17 protein-coding genes are annotated in these 19,320 nt (G+C 65.0%); 9 read left to right on the top strand and 8 right to left on the bottom strand.

The window, feature by feature from the left end:
• The first annotated feature begins 61 nt into the window (after positions 1–61).
• The 4 genes from APT63_15625 to APT63_15610 all read left to right on the top strand — a co-directional run bounded on the left by APT63_15625 (position 62) and on the right by APT63_15610 (position 3,867).
• A complete protein-coding gene (locus tag APT63_15625) occupies positions 62–1,207 on the top strand; it encodes a serine hydrolase (GenBank protein ID AMA46928.1) in 1,146 nt (381 codons plus the stop codon).
• Positions 1,208–1,306: 99 nt separating this feature from the next.
• The gene (locus APT63_15620; protein ID AMA46927.1) at positions 1,307–2,278 is read left to right on the top strand and encodes a flagellar motor protein MotB; all 972 of its coding nucleotides are present in this window, start codon (positions 1,307–1,309) and stop codon (positions 2,276–2,278) included.
• 18 nt (positions 2,279–2,296) lie between these two features.
• Positions 2,297–2,944 (top strand): pyridoxine 5'-phosphate oxidase, encoded by a 648-nt coding sequence (locus tag APT63_15615; GenBank protein AMA46926.1) that lies wholly within the window; start codon positions 2,297–2,299, stop codon positions 2,942–2,944.
• A gap of 458 nt (positions 2,945–3,402) precedes the next feature.
• Positions 3,403–3,867 carry a hypothetical protein gene (locus tag APT63_15610; GenBank protein ID AMA46925.1) on the top strand — a complete coding sequence of 155 codons (465 nt, stop codon included), beginning with the start codon at positions 3,403–3,405 and terminating at the stop codon, positions 3,865–3,867.
• 64 nt (positions 3,868–3,931) lie between these two features.
• On the opposite strand, the gene APT63_15605 is transcribed toward APT63_15610, so the two are convergent.
• From APT63_15605 to APT63_15575, 7 genes are all read right to left on the bottom strand, one after another.
• Positions 3,932–5,545, bottom strand: coding sequence for a hypothetical protein (locus tag APT63_15605; protein AMA46924.1), 1,614 nt, complete (start codon positions 5,543–5,545; stop codon positions 3,932–3,934).
• Positions 5,546–5,648: 103 nt separating this feature from the next.
• On the bottom strand, positions 5,649–6,323 hold the full coding sequence (locus APT63_15600; protein AMA46923.1) for a hypothetical protein: 675 nt from the start codon (positions 6,321–6,323) through the stop codon (positions 5,649–5,651).
• Positions 6,324–6,642: 319 nt separating this feature from the next.
• On the bottom strand, positions 6,643–7,344 hold the full coding sequence (locus APT63_15595) for an ABC transporter ATP-binding protein (protein AMA46922.1): 702 nt from the start codon (positions 7,342–7,344) through the stop codon (positions 6,643–6,645).
• Positions 7,344–8,111: an ABC transporter ATP-binding protein gene (gene livG / locus APT63_15590; GenBank protein ID AMA46921.1), complete on the bottom strand. Its 768-nt coding sequence runs from the start codon at positions 8,109–8,111 to the stop codon at positions 7,344–7,346. The genes APT63_15595 and livG overlap by 1 nt, the downstream gene beginning before the upstream one ends.
• Positions 8,108–9,364 (bottom strand): branched-chain amino acid ABC transporter permease, encoded by a 1,257-nt coding sequence (gene livM / locus APT63_15585; GenBank protein ID AMA46920.1) that lies wholly within the window; start codon positions 9,362–9,364, stop codon positions 8,108–8,110. The genes livG and livM overlap by 4 nt, the downstream gene beginning before the upstream one ends.
• Positions 9,361–10,284 carry a branched-chain amino acid transporter permease subunit LivH gene (locus APT63_15580; protein ID AMA46919.1) on the bottom strand — a complete coding sequence of 308 codons (924 nt, stop codon included), beginning with the start codon at positions 10,282–10,284 and terminating at the stop codon, positions 9,361–9,363. The genes livM and APT63_15580 overlap by 4 nt, the downstream gene beginning before the upstream one ends.
• A 220-nt stretch (positions 10,285–10,504) precedes the next feature.
• Positions 10,505–11,620, bottom strand: coding sequence for a leucine ABC transporter subunit substrate-binding protein LivK (locus tag APT63_15575; protein AMA46918.1), 1,116 nt, complete (start codon positions 11,618–11,620; stop codon positions 10,505–10,507).
• 361 nt (positions 11,621–11,981) lie between these two features.
• On the opposite strand from APT63_15575, the gene APT63_15570 reads away from it, so the two are divergent.
• The gene (locus tag APT63_15570) at positions 11,982–12,290 is read left to right on the top strand and encodes a hypothetical protein (GenBank protein AMA46917.1); all 309 of its coding nucleotides are present in this window, start codon (positions 11,982–11,984) and stop codon (positions 12,288–12,290) included.
• 182 nt (positions 12,291–12,472) lie between these two features.
• On the opposite strand, the gene APT63_15565 is transcribed toward APT63_15570, so the two are convergent.
• On the bottom strand, positions 12,473–15,316 hold the full coding sequence (locus APT63_15565) for an RNA polymerase-binding ATPase (protein ID AMA46916.1): 2,844 nt from the start codon (positions 15,314–15,316) through the stop codon (positions 12,473–12,475).
• Between the two features lie 115 nt (positions 15,317–15,431).
• On the opposite strand from APT63_15565, the gene APT63_15560 reads away from it, so the two are divergent.
• From APT63_15560 to APT63_15545, 4 genes are all read left to right on the top strand, one after another.
• Positions 15,432–16,121: a hypothetical protein gene (locus tag APT63_15560; protein ID AMA47918.1), complete on the top strand. Its 690-nt coding sequence runs from the start codon at positions 15,432–15,434 to the stop codon at positions 16,119–16,121.
• 107 nt (positions 16,122–16,228) lie between these two features.
• Positions 16,229–16,558, top strand: a complete 330-nt coding sequence (locus APT63_15555; GenBank protein AMA46915.1) for an aspartate-semialdehyde dehydrogenase — start codon at positions 16,229–16,231, stop codon at positions 16,556–16,558.
• A gap of 578 nt (positions 16,559–17,136) precedes the next feature.
• Positions 17,137–19,125 carry a fusaric acid resistance protein gene (locus APT63_15550; GenBank protein ID AMA46914.1) on the top strand — a complete coding sequence of 663 codons (1,989 nt, stop codon included), beginning with the start codon at positions 17,137–17,139 and terminating at the stop codon, positions 19,123–19,125.
• Positions 19,112–19,318, top strand: a complete 207-nt coding sequence (locus APT63_15545) for a transporter (protein AMA46913.1) — start codon at positions 19,112–19,114, stop codon at positions 19,316–19,318. The genes APT63_15550 and APT63_15545 overlap by 14 nt, the downstream gene beginning before the upstream one ends.
• Positions 19,319–19,320 lie beyond the last annotated feature (2 nt).

Below are 19,320 nucleotides of genomic sequence, written 5' to 3'. Positions count from 1 at the left end.
AAACGCCCAACTACTGAAACAATGCACGCCTTTGCGACACCGGTGAACGAGGGGCGGGTAAGTGCAGATCCAGGGTCATTACGAGCTGAAGTTCGAAGCCGTGCGCGAGGCATTCGCCGCGCTGTTCGACGATCCTCAGGCGCGCGGCGCGGCGTTGTGCATCCAGGTCGGCGGCGAGGTCGTGATCGACCTGTGGGCCGGTATGGCCGACAAGGACGGCACCGAGGCCTGGCACAGCGACACCCTGGTCAACCTGTTCTCCTGCACCAAGGCCTTCACTGCCGTGACGGTGTTGCAACTGGTGGGCGAGGGCAAGCTGGCCCTGGATGCCCCGGTGGCGCGCTACTGGCCGGAATTCGCCCAGGCCGGCAAGCAGTCCGTCACCGTTCGCCAGCTGCTCAGCCACCGCGCCGGTGTGCCGGCCATCCACGACCTGCTGCCGGCCGAAGCGCTCTACGACTGGCCGCGCATGGTCGATACGCTGGCTGCCGAGACGCCCTGGTGGACGCCGGGCACGGCACACGGCTATGCAGCCCTCACCTATGGTTGGCTGGTGGGCGAGCTGATCCGCCGTGTGGATGGCCGCATGCCGGGCGACTCGATCGTCGCCCGCACCGCCAGGCCCCTGGGCCTGGACTTCCACATCGGGCTGCATGACGATGACTTCGACCGTGTGGCGCACCTGGCCCGGGCCAAGGGCAATGCCGGCGACGCCGCCGCGCAGCGCCTGCTGCACGTGACCCTGCGCGAACCCGAGGCATTGTCCACACGCGCCTTCACCAACCCGCCGGGCATGCTGACCAGTACCAACAAGCCTGCCTGGCGCCGCATGCAGCAACCGGCGGCGAACGGGCATGGCACGGCGCGAGCCCTGGCAGGCTTCTATGCCGGTCTGCTCGACGGCAGCCTGCTGGAAGCCGAGCTGCTGGATGAAATGACCCGCGAGCACAGCTGCGGGCATGACCTGACGCTGCTCACCTCGACCCGCTTCGGTCTGGGCTGCATGCTCGATCAACCCGACCAGCCCAATGCCACCTTCGGTCTGGGCGCCAAGGCCTTCGGTCACCCCGGTGCAGGCGGCTCGGTCGGCTTTGCCGATCCTGAGCACGACGTCGCGTTCGGCTTCGTCACCCCTACCTTGGGGCCGTACGTCCTGATGGACCCACGCGCCCAGGCGCTGGTTCGCGCCTTGGCCGGTTGCCTTTGATCGGGTTGTACAAGTATTGACCGCAGGCTTTGTCTATCCTCAACGCCAACGCCCCTCCCCGGCTGGGCAGAACTCCTTCCAATTCATGGTGTATCGCTGATGTCTTCACAAAAAACCTTAGCACTTGCCCTGTGCCTAGCCATGACCGGCTGCGCTCAGCACGCTCAAGACGGCTCTGCCCAGACCAGCCGTCACTGGTGGCCGTTTGGCTCCGACCAGGTGGCTGACCAGGAGGTCAAGGACGCGGTGACCGAAAAAGTCGCCAAGGCTGATGCCAAGTCCGAGAGCGGCAGCCGCTGGTGGTGGCCGTTCGGCGGTGAAGACAAGCAGACCGCCCAGGCTCAGCCAGTGGTGCCGAAGATCGACCAGAAGGCCACCCAGGCCTGGCTGGACGACTACGAGCCGAAATTGCGTGAGGCGGTAAAAGGCACCAACCTGCAGGTCGAGCGTCGCGACGACCTGCTGGCCGTGACCCTGCCGGTCGATGGCAACTACAACCCGGACCGTCCGAACATGCTGCTGCCTGTCACGCTGGGTCCGATCACCCGCGTGGCCAAGGCCGTGGAAAGCGACCCGAAGACCGCCGTCCTGGTCCTGGGCCATGCCGACAGCACGGGCGCCGCGGCGGCCAACCAGAAGCTCAGCCTGGAGCGTGCGGCTTCGGTCTCGGCGATTTTCCGTCTCAGCGGCCTGCAGCGTGACCGCCTGATCCTCAAGGGCATGGGGTCGGTAATGCCGCGTGCGGCCAACGACAGCGCCGAAGGCCGTGCCCTGAACCGCCGCGTCGAAATGCTGCTGACGCCGCAGAACACCATGGTCGCCCTGCTCGCCAAGTACCAGCAGGCGACCCCGGTGGTCGCGCCTGCGGCCATGGTCGCCACCCAGGATGCCAAGGCGCCTGTGGTCAAGGCAGCGGCCAGCAAGCCGACGGCCAAGGCCGCTGCCAAGCCAGCCGCCAAGAAAACCGTGGCCAAGGCCAAGGCCAAGCCGGTGGCGAAGAAAGCCGCAGCCAAGCCTGCCGCCAAGAAGGCCGCCGTGGACAAGAAGGTTGCGGCCAACAAGACCAACTGATCGTCAAGGAAGCTCGACATGACCCAGACCCTGGCTGATATGCGGCGTGACTACACCCGCGATGGCCTGGCCGAAGCACAGGCGCCGGACGAACCGTTCGCGCTGTTTCACCAGTGGTTCGACGACGCCGTGCAGACCGAGCAGGCGCCTGTCGAGGCCAATGCCATGACCCTCGCCACCGTCGATGCCGACGGTCGGCCGCACTGCCGGGTCTTGTTGCTCAAGGGGCTGGACGCGCGAGGGTTCACCTTCTTCAGCAACTACGACAGTGCCAAGGGCGAGCAGCTGCGCAGCAACCCGTTCGCTGCCATCACCTTCTTCTGGCCGGCGCTGGAGCGTCAGGTGCGGATCGAGGGCCGCGTGGAGAAGGTCACGGCGCAAGAGTCCGACGCCTACTACCAGGTGCGCCCCCTGGGCAGCCGCCTGGGGGCATGGGCATCGCCGCAGAGTCGGGTGATCTCGGGTCGTGAGGAACTGGAGGGCCTGGTGCAGGCCACGCAGACACGCTTCAAGGACACGGCGCCGCACTGCCCCGAGCATTGGGGCGGCTACCGTCTGGTGCCGGATCGCGTTGAGTTCTGGCAAGGCCGCCCCAGCCGCCTGCACGACCGCCTGAACTACCGTGCGGTGGAAGGGCAATGGCAACGTGAGCGCCTCGCGCCCTGACGTTCGTCACCCCTTGCGTCGCGGGCAAGCCCGCACACAGTAACCGCGATGGCCTGCATCACCGCGGTAGGGCTACGGGTGTAGGAGCGGCCCCTGTGCCGCGATTGGGCCCGCCAGGGCCCACATTAGCAATTGGCAGAAACCATAGAATCTCCCACACCCGTAGTTACACCGCAGTGGTACAGGCGGTCGCGGTACTGTGGGGGGCTTGCCCGCGATGGCGTCTGCTCCGTCTCCGCCTGTATCGCCAGCATGACGCCGGTCTGTCAGACCCGCCCTTATAGCCCAGACTGGCGCAACGTGACGGATTCATTGCCGCCAGGCGTGGTCCCATGGGTAACCGCACCGTGTGCGACAGCCGTCGCCAGGCCTGAATGAAAAACGATTTAACCTCAGGCCCCGTGACAGCCACTGCGCACACGGGGTCTAATGGACACTCGATTATTGGAGAACATCCCATGCGTAGATCCGGATTGCTGGTAGCGAGCTTCACCGCCTTTTCATTGCTGCTCGGCGGCTGTGCCTCGAACCTGGCGGGCGATACCTACTCTCGCGATGAGGCCCGGCGCGTCCAGACGGTGCGCATGGGTACCATCGAAGCCTTGCGCCCCGTGAAGATCGAAGGCACCAAGACGCCGATCGGTGGTGGCGCAGGCGCCATCGTCGGTGGTGTGGCAGGCAGCGCCATCGGTGGTGGACGCGGCAGCCTCGTCGCCGCGGTGATCGGTGCGGTCGCTGGCGGCCTGGCCGGTTCGGCGGCTGAAGAAGGCATCACCCGTACCCAGGGCGTGGAGATCACCGTGCGTGAGGACGACGGCAGCACCCGCGCCTATGTCCAGGCCGTGCAGTCGAACGAAATCTTCCGGGTTGGCGAGCGCGTGCGCATCATGACCGTGGATGGCACCAGCCGCGTCTCGCACTGATCACTGCGTTACCCAAGCGCCCCGGCCAGCCTTGCTGCCCGGGGCGTTTTCATGGGCGCACGTCTCAGGCCGTGAGGCCCAGCATGTCGCGCGCCACGGCCTCGGCCACACGGATGCCATCGACCCCGGCCGACAGAATGCCACCGGCATAACCGGCGCCTTCACCCGCCGGGAACAGGCCCTTGAGGTTCAGGCTCTGGTAACTGTCGTCACGGGTGATGCGCAGCGGCGACGAGGTGCGGGTCTCGATGCCGGTCAGGATCGCGTCCGGCAGGTTGTACCCCTTGATCTGGCGGTCGAAGGCCGGCAGCGCTTCGCGGATCGCCTCGATGGCGAAGGCCGGCAGGCTAGGGGCCAGGTCACCGAGGGTCACACCCGGCTTGTAGGACGGCTCGACGCTGCCCAGCGCGGTGGACGGACGACCGGCGACGAAGTCACCGACCAACTGCGCAGGTGCCTGGTAGTTGCTGCCGCCCATCACATAGGCGTGCGCTTCCAGGCGCTCCTGCAGCTCGATACCGGCCAGCGGGCTACCGGGGTAATCGCGTTCAGGATCGATCCCGACCACGATGCCCGAGTTGGCATTGCGCTCGTTGCGCGAGTACTGGCTCATGCCGTTGGTCACGACGCGGCCCGGTTCGCTGGTGGCCGCGACCACGGTGCCGCCCGGACACATGCAGAAGCTGTACACCGAACGCCCGTTGCTGGCGTGGTAGACCAGCTTGTAGTCGGCAGCGCCCAGTTTCGGATGGCCCGCGTACTTGCCCAGGCGCGCCTGGTCGATCAGTGACTGCGGATGCTCGATGCGGAAACCCACCGAGAACGGCTTGGCTTCCATGTACACACCCTTGCCGTGCAGCATGCGGAAGGTGTCGCGCGCGCTGTGGCCCAGCGCCAGCACCACGTGACGTGCCTGCAACTGCTCGCCACTGTGCAGCACGACACCCTGCAGTTGGTCATTGTCGATCAGCAGGTCGGTGACCTTCTGCTCGAAGCGCACCTCGCCGCCCAAGGCGATGATCTCCTCGCGCATGCGCTCGACCATGCCGGTCAGGCGGAAGGTGCCGATGTGCGGCTTGTTGATGTAGAGGATTTCCTCGGGCGCACCGGCCTTGACGAACTCTTCCAAGACCTTGCGGCCATGGTGCTGGGGGTCCTTGATCTGGCTGTACAGCTTGCCGTCGGAGAAGGTGCCTGCACCCCCCTCGCCGAACTGCACGTTCGACTCCGGGTTGAGTTCGCTCTTGCGCCACAGGCCCCAGGTGTCCTTGGTGCGCTGACGCACGTCCTTGCCACGCTCGAGGATGATCGGGCGCAGGCCCATCTGCGCCAGCAGCAGCCCGGCGAAGATGCCGCATGGGCCGAACCCGACCACCAGGGGGCGCTGCTCGGGTGCCTGGCTGGCATGGCCGACGAAGCGGTAGGTGGTGTCCGGGGCCACGCTGATGTTGCGATCGTCGGCGAAGCGGCGCAGCAGCTCGGCTTCGTTGGTCGCTTCCAGGTCGATGGTGTAGATGAACAGCAGCTCGCTGTTCTTCTTGCGCGCATCGTAGCTGCGTTTGAACAGGGTGAAGCCCGTCAGCTGTTCGTCGGTGATGCCCAGGCGCTGCAGGATGGCTTCGCGCAGCGCCTCGTCAGGATGGTCCAGGGGCAGCTTCAGTTCGGTGATTCGTAGCATGGCGGAGTCCGGTATCCCGGCCTCGAACGGCCGGTGGCTTTACGTAAACCGCCGATTATAAGCCTTTCGTCCGCCTGACTGGCAGGAGAAACGTCACCAGTGATCAGTTGTCCCGCGCCCCGCCGTAATAACCGCACCCCTGCAGGGTCTGGCCATCGATGCGCAGCTCGGCATGCAGGTGCCGGATCGCGCCGCTCCCGGTGTCGACGCAGCGTTGTGGCGCCAGCCACACCTGGATCTGCTGATGGTTGGCTTCGGTCGACAGGTTGAGACTGCCGCCCGGAATCTGTTCCTCCACGAACGGCAGCGCCAGTGGCGGCTGGCCTTCACGGTTCAGGACCATGCCCTTGCCGCTGGCCTTGAGTTCCCAGGTGGGGTTCTGGCCGCTGGCGTGTACGGTCAGGCGCTTGAAGGCCGGATCCTCACAGGCGCCGGATGCAGCCTCCAGGCGATAGACGCGGGTCACGTCAAAGGTGCCATCGCCCGTGGCGGTGGGGGTACCGCCCAGGGTGCCGCGCAGGTCGGCGAACACCTTGCCTGATGCGCTCTGCGGCAGGTTCTTCACATCCTGGGACAGCCCGAGGTCGGCAGCGTCGTTGACCACGAAACGGCGCGCTTCGGTACAAGGCTTGAACAACAACTGGCCATCACTGCTGACCAGTTCGCCTTGCAGGCGGGAGGTGCCCACGTTTGGATTGCTCGGCTGCTCCGAGAACATCTGACAGCCGGCGAATACCGGTAGCAGCGCGGCGAGCGGCAGGAGGAGGGTGAGGCGCATCGAAAACTCCGAGATCCGTGCAAAAGTGCCCGTCACGGTACTCAGGCTTTCGAGGCAGCTCAAGGGGAGTTTGAACGGCCTGCGCGCCAGCCAGGCTGCAAATCCGCTGTCGAATCGAAGCCAGGGCCTGCCATTTCTGTCAGTAGACGGGGCGGTGGGGGGGAACCATGCTCGAGGCTTACTTTATTCCTCATTGAAGCCTATACAATGTCGGAAGTTTTACCGGATTCATCATGCAACTGACCAGCTAGCGGCGCTTGCCTCGATGCTCGTCACTTGTACGACGGGCATCGAGGCACGGTGAAACCCAGGCCAGGCCTCACCCCCCCAGGTACGCCTCCCGTACCTTCGGATCGGTCAGCAACGCTTCCCCGGACCCTTGCATCACCACATGGCCGTTTTCCAGCACATAAGCCCGGTCGGCGATCTTCAGCGCCTGGTTGGCGTTCTGCTCCACCAGGAACACCGTCACGCCATCCTGGCGCAGCTGCTCGATGATGTCGAAGATCTGCTGGATGATGATCGGCGCCAGCCCCAGCGACGGTTCATCGAGCAGCAGCAGCTTCGGCTTGCTCATCAAGGCACGGCCGATCGCCAGCATCTGCTGCTCGCCCCCGGACATGGTGCCGCCGCGCTGGGCATAGCGCTCCTTCAGGCGCGGGAACAGGTGCAGCACCTTGTCCAGCTGCGCCTGGTAGTCGCCCTTGTCGGTGAAGAACCCGCCCATGGCCAGGTTCTCCTCCACCGTCAGCCGCGAAAACACGCGGCGACCTTCGGGCACCACCGCGATGCTCTTGCGCATGATGTGCGACGAGGGCTGGCCCACCAGCTCTTCGCCCAGGTAGCGGATGCTGCCAGCGTGTGCCTGAGGTGATCCGCACAAGGTCATCAGCAGCGTGGATTTGCCCGCGCCGTTGGCACCGATCAAGGTGACGATCTCGCCTTGCTTGATCTCCACGTTGACGCTGTGCAGCGCCTGGATCTTGCCGTAGAAGGTGGATACGTTCTCGAATGTCAGCATCACGCTTCCCCCAGGTAGGCCTTGATCACCTCGGGGTTGCCGCGAATCGCATCGGGCGTGCCGTCGGCCAGGGGCGTGCCCTGGTTGATGACCACGATGTGGTCGGAAATGCTCATCACCAGTTTCATGTCGTGCTCGATCAGTAGCACCGTGACCGCATGCTCCTCGCGCAGGTAGCCGATCAGGGCCTTGAGGTCTTCGGTTTCCTTGGGGTTGAGACCGGCCGCTGGCTCGTCGAGCATGATGATCCGCGGACGGGTCATCATGCAGCGGGCGATTTCCAGGCGACGTTGCTGCCCATAGGCCAGGGTGCCTGCCGTGCGGTTGGCGAACTCGGTCAGGTTGACCCGCTCCAGCCAGTACTGCGCCCGCTCCATGGCTTCCTGCTCGCTGCGGCGGAATGCCGGCGTCTTGAACAGGCCTGCCAGGAAGTTGGTGTTCAGGTGGCGGTGCTGGGCGATCAGCAGGTTCTCCAGCGCGGTCATTTCCTTGAACAGGCGCACGTTCTGGAAGGTACGCACCACGCCCTTGCGGGCGATCTGGTGCCCGGCCAGCCCCTGGATCGGCTGGCCATCGAGCAGGATGGTGCCGCCACTGGGCTTGTAGAAACCGGTCAGGCAGTTGAAGACGGTGGTCTTGCCGGCCCCATTGGGACCGATCAGTGCCACGACCTGACGCTCCTTGACGGTCAGGCCGACGCCGTTGACCGCCAGCAGGCCGCCGAAGCGCATGCTCAGGTCGCTGACTTGCAGAATGTCACGGCTCATCGGCGCAGCTCCAGGTGGGGGCGTTGCATCGGCAGCAGGCCTTGCGGACGCCAGATCATCATCAACACCATCAGCGCACCGAACATGAGCATCCGGTATTCGCTGAATTCACGCATCAGCTCCGGCAGCAGGATCATGACGATCGCGGCCAGGATCACGCCCAGCTGCGAGCCCATGCCGCCGAGCACCACGATCGCCAGGATGATGGCCGACTCGATGAAGGTGAACGATTCAGGCGTCACCAGGCCTTGCCGCGCCGCGAAGAAGCTGCCGGCGAAGCCGGCGAAACTGGCCCCGAGGGTGAAGGCCGAGAGCTTGATCACGGTGGGGTTCAGGCCGAGCGCACGGCAGGCGATCTCATCCTCGCGCAGGGCTTCCCAGGCGCGGCCGATCGGCATGCGCAGCAGCCGGTTGATCACGAACAGCGCGAGCAGCGCCAGCAGCAGGGCCACCAGGTAGAGGAAGATCACCTTGTTGATCGAGTTGTAGGGCAAGCCGAAGAACTCGTGGAACGTCTGCATGCCCTCGGCCGCGCGGCGCTCGAAGCTCAGGCCGAAGAACGTGGGCTTCTCGATGTTGCTGATGCCGTTGGGGCCACCGGTGAGGTCGGTGAGGTTGCGCAGGAACAGCCGGATGATCTCGCCGAAGCCCAGGGTGACGATGGCCAGGTAGTCGCCACGCAGGCGCAGCACCGGGAAGCCCAACAGGAAGCCGAAGGTCGCGGCCATCAGCCCGGCGATCGGCAGGCAGACCCAGAAGCTCAGGCCGTAGTAGTGCGACAGCAGCGCGTAGCTGTAGGCGCCGACCGCGTAGAAGCCCACGTAGCCCAGGTCGAGCAGGCCCGCCAGACCGACCACGATGTTCAGGCCCAGGCCCAGCATCACGTAGATCAGGATCAGCGTGGCGATGTCCACTGCGCCGCGCGAGCCGAAGAACGGCCAGACCAGCGCCACCACGATCAGCCCGAGGATGATCCAGCGCTGGGTGCGCGGCAGAGTCAGGAAGTTGCTGACGGCCGGGGAGATCAGCTTGCGGTCCGAGCGGCTGCGCATCACGGCGCTCCACTGCTTGTCGAACAGCACGCGCAGGAACATCAGCACCGAGCAGACCGCGATCACCGTCAGGGTGAAGGGCCCCTGGCTGTGCACGATGAGATTGATGCCGTCGATGCTGAGTTTCAGGCCGAGCACCGGGAAGGCCACGGCCCAGACCAGCAGGGCGCTGAAGAACGCCGGTTTGAGATTTCGATTCATACTTTTTCAACCTCCGGACGGCCCAGAATGCCAGTCGGCCGGAACAGCAGGACCAGGACCAGAAGCCCGAACGCCACCACATCCTTGTACTGGTCGCCGAAGATGTCGGCACCGAAGGCTTCGGCGACGCCCAGCACCAGCCCACCGAGCATGGCGCCCGGAATGCTGCCGATGCCGCCGAGCACCGCGGCGGTGAAAGCCTTCAGGCCCACCAGGAAGCCGGCGTTGGGGTTGATCACACCGTACTGCATGCTCAGCAGCACGGCTGCCACTGCCGCCAGCGCGGCACCGATGACGAAGGTCAGGGCGATGATGTTGTTGGTGTTGATGCCCAGCAGGTTGGCCATCTTGATGTCTTCGGCGCAGGCACGGCAGGCACGACCCAGGCGCGAGCGCGAGATGAACAGGGTCAGGCCGACCATCGACACCAGGGTGACGACGAACACCAGGATCTGCATGTACGACACCAGGACTTCCTCGGCCCCGCCTGGGCCGAAGGAGAAGCTCCCGGGGATCAGGTTGGGGATCGACTTGTCCTTGGAGTCCTGCGACAGCAGCACGGTGTTCTGCAGGAAGATCGACATGCCGATCGCGGAAATCAGCGGGATCAGCCGGTTGCTGTTGCGCAGCGGCCGGTAGGCGACCCGTTCGATGCTGTAGCCGTAGGCGCTGGTGACGAAGATGGTGGCGACGAAGGCCACGGTCATCAGGATCGGCAACGAATCGATGCCCATCATGGCCAGCCCCGCCAGGGCGATGAAGGCCACGTAGGAACCGATCATGTACACCTCGCCGTGGGCGAAGTTGATCATTCCAATGATGCCGTACACCATCGTGTAGCCAATGGCTATCAAGGCATAGGTGCTGCCAATGGTCAGGCCATTGATCAGCTGTTGGAAGAAGTGGTAGATCTCGGGCATTACAACGCTCCTAAAAACCTGATCGCATTCACAGGCACACGCTCGGCCTCGACCGACGGCATGAGCCGATTCGAACGCGCATAACCAGGGAACCGCGGGTGACGGTTTTAAGATTTTCAGGTGGGCCGGTCGCCGGATCGCGGTCGCCGGGCCCATGAACCTCGTAAAACAAAGCCCACTGCTCGCACAGTGGGCTTTCGGTCAGCGGATCAGATACCGATCACTGGGGCGAAACTTCGGTCTTGGGCTTGCCGAAGTGCCACTCGTAGACCACGAACTTGAAGTCCTTGAGGTCGCCCTTGTCGTCGAACGACAGGGTACCGGTCGGGGTCTTGAAGCTACCCTTGTGCAGGGCCGCCGCCACGTCTTCCGGCTCCTCGTTCCCAGCCGCCTTGATGCCCTGGGCGATCAGCTCCACGGCCGAGTAGGAGGGGAAGACGAATGGACCGCTCGGATCCTTGCCGTCAGCCTTGATCGCCTCGACGATGGCCTGGTTCTCAGGATCGGCATCGAAGGACTTGGGCAGGGTGACCAGCAAGCCCTCGGAGGCGTTCTGGGCGATCTGCGAGATCGAGTCGTTGCCCACGCCCTCGGGGCCCATGAACTTGGCGTTCAGGCCTTTTTCCTTGGCTTGGCGCAGGATCAGGCCCAGCTCGGGGTGGTAGCCGCCGTAGTAGACGAAGTCGACGTTGTTCTGCTTGAGCTTCTGGATGATCGAGGAGAAGTCCTTGTCACCCGCGTTGAGGCCTTCGAAGACCGCCACCTTGATGTTCTTGCTTTCGAGGGTCTGCTTGACGGCGGTGGCGATGCCTTCACCGTACTGCTGCTTGTCGTGCAGGACCGCGACCACCTTGGGCTTGACGTGGTCGGCGATGTAGTTGCCGGCAGCCGGACCCTGGGCGCTGTCCAGACCGATGGTGCGGAACACCAGCTTGTAGCCACGCGAGGTGATGTCCGGGCTGGTGGCCGCAGGGGTGATCATGATCACGCCTTCGTCCTCGTAGATGTCCGAGGCCGGTTGAGTGGAGCTGGAGCACAGGTGGCCGATCACGAACTTGACGCCGTCGTTGACCACCTTGTTGGCGACTGCCACGGCCTGCTTGGGATCGCAGGCATCATCGTATTCCTTGGCCTCGAGCATCTTGCCATCGACGCCGCCCTTGGCGTTGATGTCCTTGATGGCCTGCTTGGCGCCGATGAACTGCATGTCGCCGTACTGCGTGACCGGGCCGGTCTTGGGGCCGGCGATGCCGATCTTGATGGTGTCGGCGGCCATCGAATGGCTCGCGACACCGGCCAATACCATTGCAGCGAACAGCTTGGAAATCTTGATCATGGTGCTCCACTCATTCTGTTGTAATTCTTATGGTCCTGGCGGCCAGGGCGACAGACCGGGCGGGACGGGTGTCATGGCCATGCCATCACCCATGCCACACCTTCCCCCGGAACATGTCCCGGAACTGTACCGGTACAGTGTAGAGCGGGGTCCGTTCGCTTGAAAAGCCGCGGTTTGAAGGCTTGATTCGAAGGTGTCGCCTGATCGACATGAACGTACATTAAAACGCCATTACCGACTCGACTGACCCTCTATCGCCCCGTAAAACCGCGCCAAAGCCGTTCGTCCGTATTTGAAACCAGGTTTTTCTGGGACAATCCGCCGCTTCGAAACGAATGGACCGCTGCCGGATTACCTAGTCATGACTGATCGAACAAGCACCCTCTATGCCAAACTGCTTGGCGAGACCGCCACCATCGAGTGGAAAGCTTTGGAGCGCTTCTGGGCCAAAGGTGACCTGATTTGGGTCGACCCTTCGCTGGACCTCATCGAAGTCGCAGCCGCCATGGCCGAAAACCAGCAAGGAACATTCGCCGCCTGGCGCGAGGCCGGCACCGTCGGACCCCTGGCGGTAGAGCAGGCGCTGGACTTCCAGCAACGAGATCCCGAGCTGTGGGCCGTGGTCGTCTCGCCCTTCGTGCTGGTTCAGGAAAACCAAGGGCCGCACTGAACGCACAGTCTTGGTGCGAAGCCAGGCGCCTTGGCACTTTTCAGGTGCGGCGCCTGCCTCTTTAAGTGACCCTTGGTAACAGTCGGGCCATTGCAGCCCGCTGCCGGTAACAGTCATCACGAGATCATGCGTGTCACGCCCTGGACACCTGAAAGGGATGTGCCAAGGCCTGACGACGCGATCTAGCCTGCCACCAGGATGCGAATCGCCTCCAGGCGCAGTGCAGCCTTCTCCAGCATGGCCAGGCCATCGTCACGCTGCTTGCCCAGCGTCTGGATCTCGCTGTCACGCACGCTCGGGTTCACGGCCTTCAAGGCGATCAGGCGTGCCAGCTCTTCGTCGGCCTCGTCGCCCAGGCGACGGCGCGCTTCGGCGACGCGCGCCTCGTGACGCGGCAGCACCTTCTCCTCACCGGCGGCGATGCGCTTGGACAGCACGTCGCGCTGGGCCTGGATGAACTTGTTGGCGCTGGCCCGGGGCACGCTTTCGAGCTGATCGTTGAGCGTCTCGAAGGCCACCCGCGGCGCCAGGTCGTTGCCGTTGGCATCGAGCAGGCAGCGCAGCGCGGCAGGAGGCAGGTAACGGCCCAGTTGCAGGTTGCGGGGCGCGACCACCTCGCTGACGTACAGCAGTTCGAGCAGGACGGTGCCGGGCTTGAGTGCCTTGTTCTTGATCAGCGCCACGGCCGTGTTGCCCATGGAGCCGGACAGCACCAGGTCCATGCCGCCCTGCACCATGGGGTGTTCCCAGGTGAGGAACTGCATGTCCTCGCGCGACAGCGCCTGGTCACGGTCGTAGGTGATGGTCACGCCTTCGTCGTCGCCCAGGGGGAAGCTGGCGTCGAGCATCTTTTCGCTGGGGCGCAGGATCAGCGCGTTGTCGGAATGGTCCTCGCTGTCGATGCCGAACGCATCGAACAGGGTTTCCATGTAGATCGGCAGGGCGAACTGGTCGTCCTGTTCGAGGATCGCCTCGACCAGGGCTTCGCCTTCGCCCGCGCCACCGGAGTTGAGCTCCAGCAGACGGTCACGGCCACTGTGCAGCTCGGCTTCGAGCCGCTCACGCTCACCCCGGGCCTCTTCGATCAGCGCTTCCCAGTCGCTGTCGTCGCCGCCTTGCAGCAGCGCGTGCAGGCGCTCGCCGAACTGATGCTGCAGGGCATTGCCGGTCGGGCAGGTGGCCAGGAAGGCATTCAGGGCCAGGTGATACCACTGGAACAGCCGCGCCTGCGGGCTGTCGAGCAGATAAGGCACGTGCAGCTGGATCACCTGCTTCTGGCCGATCCGGTCGAGACGACCGATGCGCTGCTCGAGCAGGTCAGGGTGGGCGGGCAGGTCGAACATCACCAGGTGATGAGCGAACTGGAAGTTGCGCCCCTCGCTGCCGATTTCCGAACAGATCAGCACCTGGGCGCCGAACTCTTCGTCGGCGAAGTAGGCGGCGGCGCGGTCACGCTCGAGAATGCTCATGCCTTCGTGGAACACGCTGGCAGGGATACCGGAGCGCAAGCGCAGCGCGTCTTCCAGGTCCATGGCGGTTTCGGCATGGGCGCAGATCACCAGCACCTTGGTGCGCTTGAGCTGCTTGAGGGTGTCGACCAGCCAGTCGACCCGTGGGTCGAACCGCCACCAGCGCGCATCGTCAGTGGCATCCGGCGCCTGGAAGGCCGCTTCCGGGTAGAGGCCATCGCCCACCTGTTCCGGGTGGTCCTGGTAGGGTTCGGGCAGCGCCAGCGGGTGGGCGTGCAGCTCGCGCTCGGGGAAGCCCTGGATGGCGGCACGGGTGTTGCGGAACAGCACCCGGCCGGTGCCGTGGCGATCGAGCAGCTCGCGGATCAGGCGTGCGCTGGCCTGGCTGTCACCGCCGTTCACGGCCTCGAGCAGGGCATCGCCCTCGGCGCCGAGGAAGTCGTGGATGGTGGCCTGGGACGCTGGCGACAGGCGGCCTTCGTCGAGCAGCTCCTGAACCGCCTCGGCTACCGGCCGGTAATGCGCGCTTTCGGCGCGGAAGGCCTGCAGGTCATGGAAGCGGTTAGGGTCCAGCAGACGCAAGCGGGCGAAGTGGCTGTCCTGCCCGAGCTGCTCCGGGGTCGCCGTCAGCAGCAGCACGCCAGGCGTGACTTCGGCCAGTTGCTCGACCAGAGAATACTCACGGCTGACACGGTCCTCGTGCCACACCAGGTGGTGGGCCTCGTCGACCACCATCAGGTCCCAGCCCGCGGCGAACAGGGCGTCCTGGGCCTTTTCGTCCTCGGTCACCCATTCCAGTGCCACCAGCGCCAGCTGGGTGTCCTCGAAGGGGTTGCTGGCGTCGCTTTCGATGAAGCGTTCGGCGTCGAACAGCGCCACCTGCAGGTTGAAGCGTCGGCGCATTTCCACCAGCCACTGGTGCTGAAGGTTCTCCGGCACCAGGATCAGCACGCGGCTGGCGCGCCCCGACAGCAGTTGGCGATGGATCACCAGGCCCGCCTCGATGGTCTTGCCCAGACCGACTTCGTCGGCCAGCAGGACGCGCGGGGCGATCCGGTCGGCCACTTCACGGGCGATGTGCAACTGGTGGGCGATCGGCTGTGCCCGGTAGCCGCCCAGGCCCCACAGCGGAGACTGCATCTGCCGGCTGGTGTGCTCGAGGGTGTTGTAGCGCAGCGAGAACCAGGGCAGCGGGTCGATCTGACCGGCGAACAGGCGATCGCTGGCCAGGCGGAACTGGATGAAGTTCGACAGCTGGGTCTCTGGCAAGGTGCGCAGCTGGTTCTGCTGGTCCAGGCCGTGGTAGACCAGCAGGCCTTCATGGTCCTCGACCTCGCGGACGGTCAGTTTCCAGCCTTCGAAGTGGGTGATCTGGTCGCCGGGGGAGAAGCGCACGCGGGTCAGCGGTGCGTTTCGCAGGGCGTACTGACGGGTCTCGCCGGTGGCCGGATAGAGCACGGTCAGCAGGCGACCGTCTTGCGCCAGGACGGTGCCTAGGCCTAGCTCGGCTTCGCTGTCGCTGATCCAGCGTTGCCCCGGTTGATACTGCTGCGCCATACTGCCTGACTCCCGCGATGAAAAGCCGACTATCTTAACGGATAGCCGATGCAGACCAAAGCCTCTGGCCACTTCATCGACGAACGCCATGCTGATCGAAAGGGTGATGTCCGACATGCTTGCTGCCTACCCTGCGTTGCCCCTTGCATTCGCCCTGAGCGGCCTCGCGCTGCTGGCAGGCTGCGAACAGAAACGTTTCGAGGTGCTCGATCCCGTTCCGGTCGAGCAGCTGGAAGTCCTGGGCGTGCAGACGCCCATCAAGAGCGTGCATTTTCGCGACGTCGACGGCGAAGGGCTGCTGGTCCTGAGCCGTGTGGACGGGCAGGCCACCGATCCTGAGACCGAGCAGGAAGTGGACAGGGTGGTGCTGCGCACGACCCTGTACGAGCGGCACGAGGGCGCAGGCTTCACGCCGCGCTGGCAGACCGAGCAGGAGACCACGTGCGCCGGGCTCGACCTGGACGTGGATTTCTATGGGGACGTCAGTGGCGTGAGCGACCTGGACGGCAACGGTCGCGCCGAGACCACCGTGGCCAGCCACGCGTTCTGCGGCGGCGGCATCGACCCCCATGACATCACCCTCGACATGCGCGAAGGCGAGGCCCGCTATACCCTCACCGGGGAATCGCTGATCGTGCCGGCCGCCGAGGAGCCGATCGGCGGCGAGCGGCACGACAGTGCTTCGTTCAAGACGGCCCCGCAGGTATTCCGGACGCACCTGGACGAGGTCTGGCAGACCATCTACAAACGGCCCTGGAGCGAGACCGGCAGCGTGTCCGACGAGCAGGACGACGATCCCCGTTGACTCGGCTCATCGCCCCGCCTCGATCAGGGCTCGCGTCGGCATGCCGAGCGGTGCACACTCAAGTGCACGGCTGACAGGCCGATACAGTGGTGAACAGGAGAGTCCCCATGCTGCCACCCATCATTCCGCTCAGCGCCGTGTCCGTCACGTCCCAGCTCGATCCGCCCAGGCAGGCGCCGGCCATCGCGCCCGTGGTGGCCGTTCAGCCAGGGGCGGGCGACAGCACCATCGACCTGAAGAATCAGCGCGATCCTGATGAGCAGACCTACCTGCTGCGTGAAGAGCAGCGCCAGCAGCAGGGGCGTCGCGAGCGCGAGCGTGAAGAGCGCTACAGCGCCGTGCCAGGTGACGAACTCAATGCCGACAACACCGTACCGGTCGCGCCGCTGACCGGCGACAGCCCGCGGCAGGGCCTGTTGGTGGACATCGAAATCTGAGCCGGGGCTGGTCAGCGCCGGTACGCCGCTTCATCATGGGCACCTGTCCCGCCAGAACGACCATGCCATGAGCCAGGATAACCTCATCGATTTCGGCGCCGAGCGCGCCAAACGTGTCCATGACCTCAACGACAAGCGCCTGGACGACATGCGCCAGGCCTTCGAACAGGCCATGCCCCTGGGCGCCACGAAGCCGAAAAAGAAGAAAAAGCCCAAGGGCAAGCCACGCAAAGGCTGAGGCCTTGCCCTTCAAGAGCTGCCCCATCGCGACCATTGACCCTGATCAATGGTGTCGTGTCGAAGATCGATTACCTTGTGCCCCATCGGACGGTGACGGGTGCCTACCACGGCACCTTCGGCTCACGGGACAGGCCGTCGCCGATCCGGGCTATTCACGCGGGGTACATCGACACGGTCAGGCTGTCGGTGTCCTCGGGTCCAAGGGCACGCAAGGCATTTAGGGCAACTTCGGTTGCCCCTTTTTTTTGCGTGCCATATTTCAGGTGGCGACTGATCGACCCTCTACGCGCCGCTGCTGTCTATGGATGATTCCCCATGGACGTCCAGGGTTCTCCGTCGTGCCGATCACCTTGCAGGCGCTGTTCGCGCCCAACGCCACCGCCGTGAAATTCGCGCTCAAGACCGTGCTCGGTGGCGGCCTGGCGTTGTGGCTGGCGATGCGCCTGGAGCTGGAACAGCCGTCCTGGGCCTTGATGACGGCGTTCGTGGTCGCGCAGCCGCTGTCCGGCATGGTGATCCAGAAAGGCCTGGCACGGTTGGCCGGGACCGTGGCCGGCACCTGCATGGCGGTGCTGCTGATCGCGCTGTTCGCGCAGACACCCTGGCTGTTCCTGCTGAGCCTGGCCACTTGGTTGGCCATCTGCACCGCCACCTCCACACAGTTGCGCAGCGCATGGGCCTATGCGTTCGTCCTGGCCGGCTACACGGCGGCGATCATCGCCTTGCCTGCCACCTCGAACCCCTTGCAGGTCTTCGATCAGGCGGTCGCACGCTGCACCGAGATCAGCCTGGGGATCGTCTGCGCCACCTTGACCAGCGCATTGCTCTGGCCCATGCGGGTCGAGCAGCAGTTGGCCGACCAGGCGCGTCAGGCCTGGGACGCGGGGTTGCGTGCGGCCAGGGCGGTGCTGGCAGGCGACGAGCAGGCCCGTCAAGGGTTGCTGGAAATCCTGGGGCGCATCGTGGCGATCGATACCCAGCGTGAGCATGCGGGTTTCGAAGGCTCCCGTGGGCGCCAGCGGGAGCGGGCCATCGGAGCACTGAGTCAGCAGTTGATGGTGCTGCTGCGGGTGGCCCGCTCGGTACGTCGTCAGTGGCGGCAGCTCGACGATCATGAAGCCGCACGCCTGGCGCCGTGGCTGGACGAGGTGCATGAGCACCTGCTGGCGCCCCAGGCACCGGACCTGTCCTTGCTCGGTCAGCGTATTCGGGACGCCGCGCATGACGAGCAGGTCAGTGCCACCGAGCATTATTGCCTGGCACGTCTGGCCTTGCTGCTGGACAAGGTGCTGGCCGCTCACCAGGCGTTGGCCGATGTGGAGGCGGGCAGGACGCCCAAGGGAGTCGTCGAAGGCCTGGCCGCGCACCGTGACCCGCCACTGGCCTTGCTGTTCGGCGCGCGCAGTGCCCTGGCCTTCCTGACCATGTGCACGTTCTGGCTGGCCACCGCCTGGCCCTCGGCCATCGGTGGGCTGGTGCTGACCTGTGTGGTCTGCAGCTTGTTCGCCAGCCGTGAGAACGGCGCCCAGATCGGCCTGAGCTTCCTGCGCGGCATTGCCCTGGCCATCCCCAGTGCCTTCGTCGTCGGGCAGATCCTGCTGCCGCAGTGGAGCGGCTTCGCGCTGCTGTGCCTGGGCCTGGGCGTGCCCCTGTTTCTCGGCGCCTTGTGCATGGCCAACCCACGCACCGGGCCGACGGCGACGTCCTTCTGCCTGCACTTCATCGTGCTGGTGGCGCCGCTCAACACGATGCAGTTCAGCGTCGAGACCATGCTCAACAGCGCCTTGGCCATGCTGATGGGGGTGAGTGCCGCCGTGCTGGCCTTCAAGCTGGTGGTGCTGCGGCACCCCAACTGGCTGCGTCGTCGTTTGCGTGCGGCCACCCAGAACGACCTGGTCAGGCTCACGCGACGCGACCTGCGCAGCGCCGATGGCTGGTTCGGCGGACGCATGGCCGACCGCCTGATGCTACTGGCGCGTCACGCCCAGGAACTGCCGCAGACCGAGCGGCGTCGGTGGGACGAGGGGTTGCACGGGCTGGACATCGGTGACGAGCTGGTGCACCTGCGCATGTGCCTGGCCATCGCCCAGGCGCCTTTGGCCGGGGCCGAGCAGCAGTACCTGGAACAAGTGCGCAGCGCCTTGGCCGAGGGACCTGCCCCCGACCGTGAAGACCGGCTCGATGCGGTCAGCGCGCACTTGCTCGATGCGCTGCAGCGGCAACCGTCGAGCGATGCCGTGCGTCTGGCTGAAGGAGCGATCCTGCAGTTGCGCAGCAGTTGGGCCCGGTGGTGTCGTTGGCAGGAGGTCGAGGATGGAGTTGCGTGAATGGGCGTTGGGCGGGGTACTGCTGAGTCCTTTCCTGTTGGATGTGGTGCTGGCGCTGGCGGTGACCGGCGTGCTGCGTTTGCTGGTGCAGGCCACGGTGCTGGGACGCTGGATCTGGCACGAAGCGTTGTTCGACACGGCGCTGTTCGTCTGTGTGTTGTCGTTGATCGTCCATCTGCCGAGCTATCGCTAAGG

The organism is Pseudomonas monteilii (genome assembly GCA_001534745.1).
Lineage (GTDB): Bacteria > Pseudomonadota > Gammaproteobacteria > Pseudomonadales > Pseudomonadaceae > Aquipseudomonas > Aquipseudomonas alabamensis.
The sequence above is the reverse complement of the archived record's forward strand: the minus strand, read 5'-3'. Positions and strand labels throughout refer to the sequence as shown.

What these genes read in the sequence shown, in the direction of transcription:
- APT63_15620 (AMA46927.1), top strand. Translation starts at nt 1,307, where the DNA reads ATGTCTTCACAAAAAACCTTAGCACTTGCCCTGTGCCTAGCCATGACC.
- APT63_15615 (AMA46926.1), top strand. Translation starts at nt 2,297, where the DNA reads ATGACCCAGACCCTGGCTGATATGCGGCGTGACTACACCCGCGATGGC.
- APT63_15610 (AMA46925.1), top strand. Translation starts at nt 3,403, where the DNA reads ATGCGTAGATCCGGATTGCTGGTAGCGAGCTTCACCGCCTTTTCATTG.
- APT63_15605 (AMA46924.1), bottom strand. Translation starts at nt 5,545, where the DNA reads ATGCTACGAATCACCGAACTGAAGCTGCCCCTGGACCATCCTGACGAG.
- APT63_15600 (AMA46923.1), bottom strand. Translation starts at nt 6,323, where the DNA reads ATGCGCCTCACCCTCCTCCTGCCGCTCGCCGCGCTGCTACCGGTATTC.
- APT63_15595 (AMA46922.1), bottom strand. Translation starts at nt 7,344, where the DNA reads ATGCTGACATTCGAGAACGTATCCACCTTCTACGGCAAGATCCAGGCG.
- livG (AMA46921.1), bottom strand. Translation starts at nt 8,111, where the DNA reads ATGAGCCGTGACATTCTGCAAGTCAGCGACCTGAGCATGCGCTTCGGC.
- livM (AMA46920.1), bottom strand. Translation starts at nt 9,364, where the DNA reads ATGAATCGAAATCTCAAACCGGCGTTCTTCAGCGCCCTGCTGGTCTGG.
- APT63_15580 (AMA46919.1), bottom strand. Translation starts at nt 10,284, where the DNA reads ATGCCCGAGATCTACCACTTCTTCCAACAGCTGATCAATGGCCTGACC.
- APT63_15575 (AMA46918.1), bottom strand. Translation starts at nt 11,620, where the DNA reads ATGATCAAGATTTCCAAGCTGTTCGCTGCAATGGTATTGGCCGGTGTC.
- APT63_15570 (AMA46917.1), top strand. Translation starts at nt 11,982, where the DNA reads ATGACTGATCGAACAAGCACCCTCTATGCCAAACTGCTTGGCGAGACC.
- APT63_15565 (AMA46916.1), bottom strand. Translation starts at nt 15,316, where the DNA reads ATGGCGCAGCAGTATCAACCGGGGCAACGCTGGATCAGCGACAGCGAA.
- APT63_15560 (AMA47918.1), top strand. Translation starts at nt 15,432, where the DNA reads ATGCTTGCTGCCTACCCTGCGTTGCCCCTTGCATTCGCCCTGAGCGGC.
- APT63_15555 (AMA46915.1), top strand. Translation starts at nt 16,229, where the DNA reads ATGCTGCCACCCATCATTCCGCTCAGCGCCGTGTCCGTCACGTCCCAG.
- APT63_15545 (AMA46913.1), top strand. Translation starts at nt 19,112, where the DNA reads ATGGAGTTGCGTGAATGGGCGTTGGGCGGGGTACTGCTGAGTCCTTTC.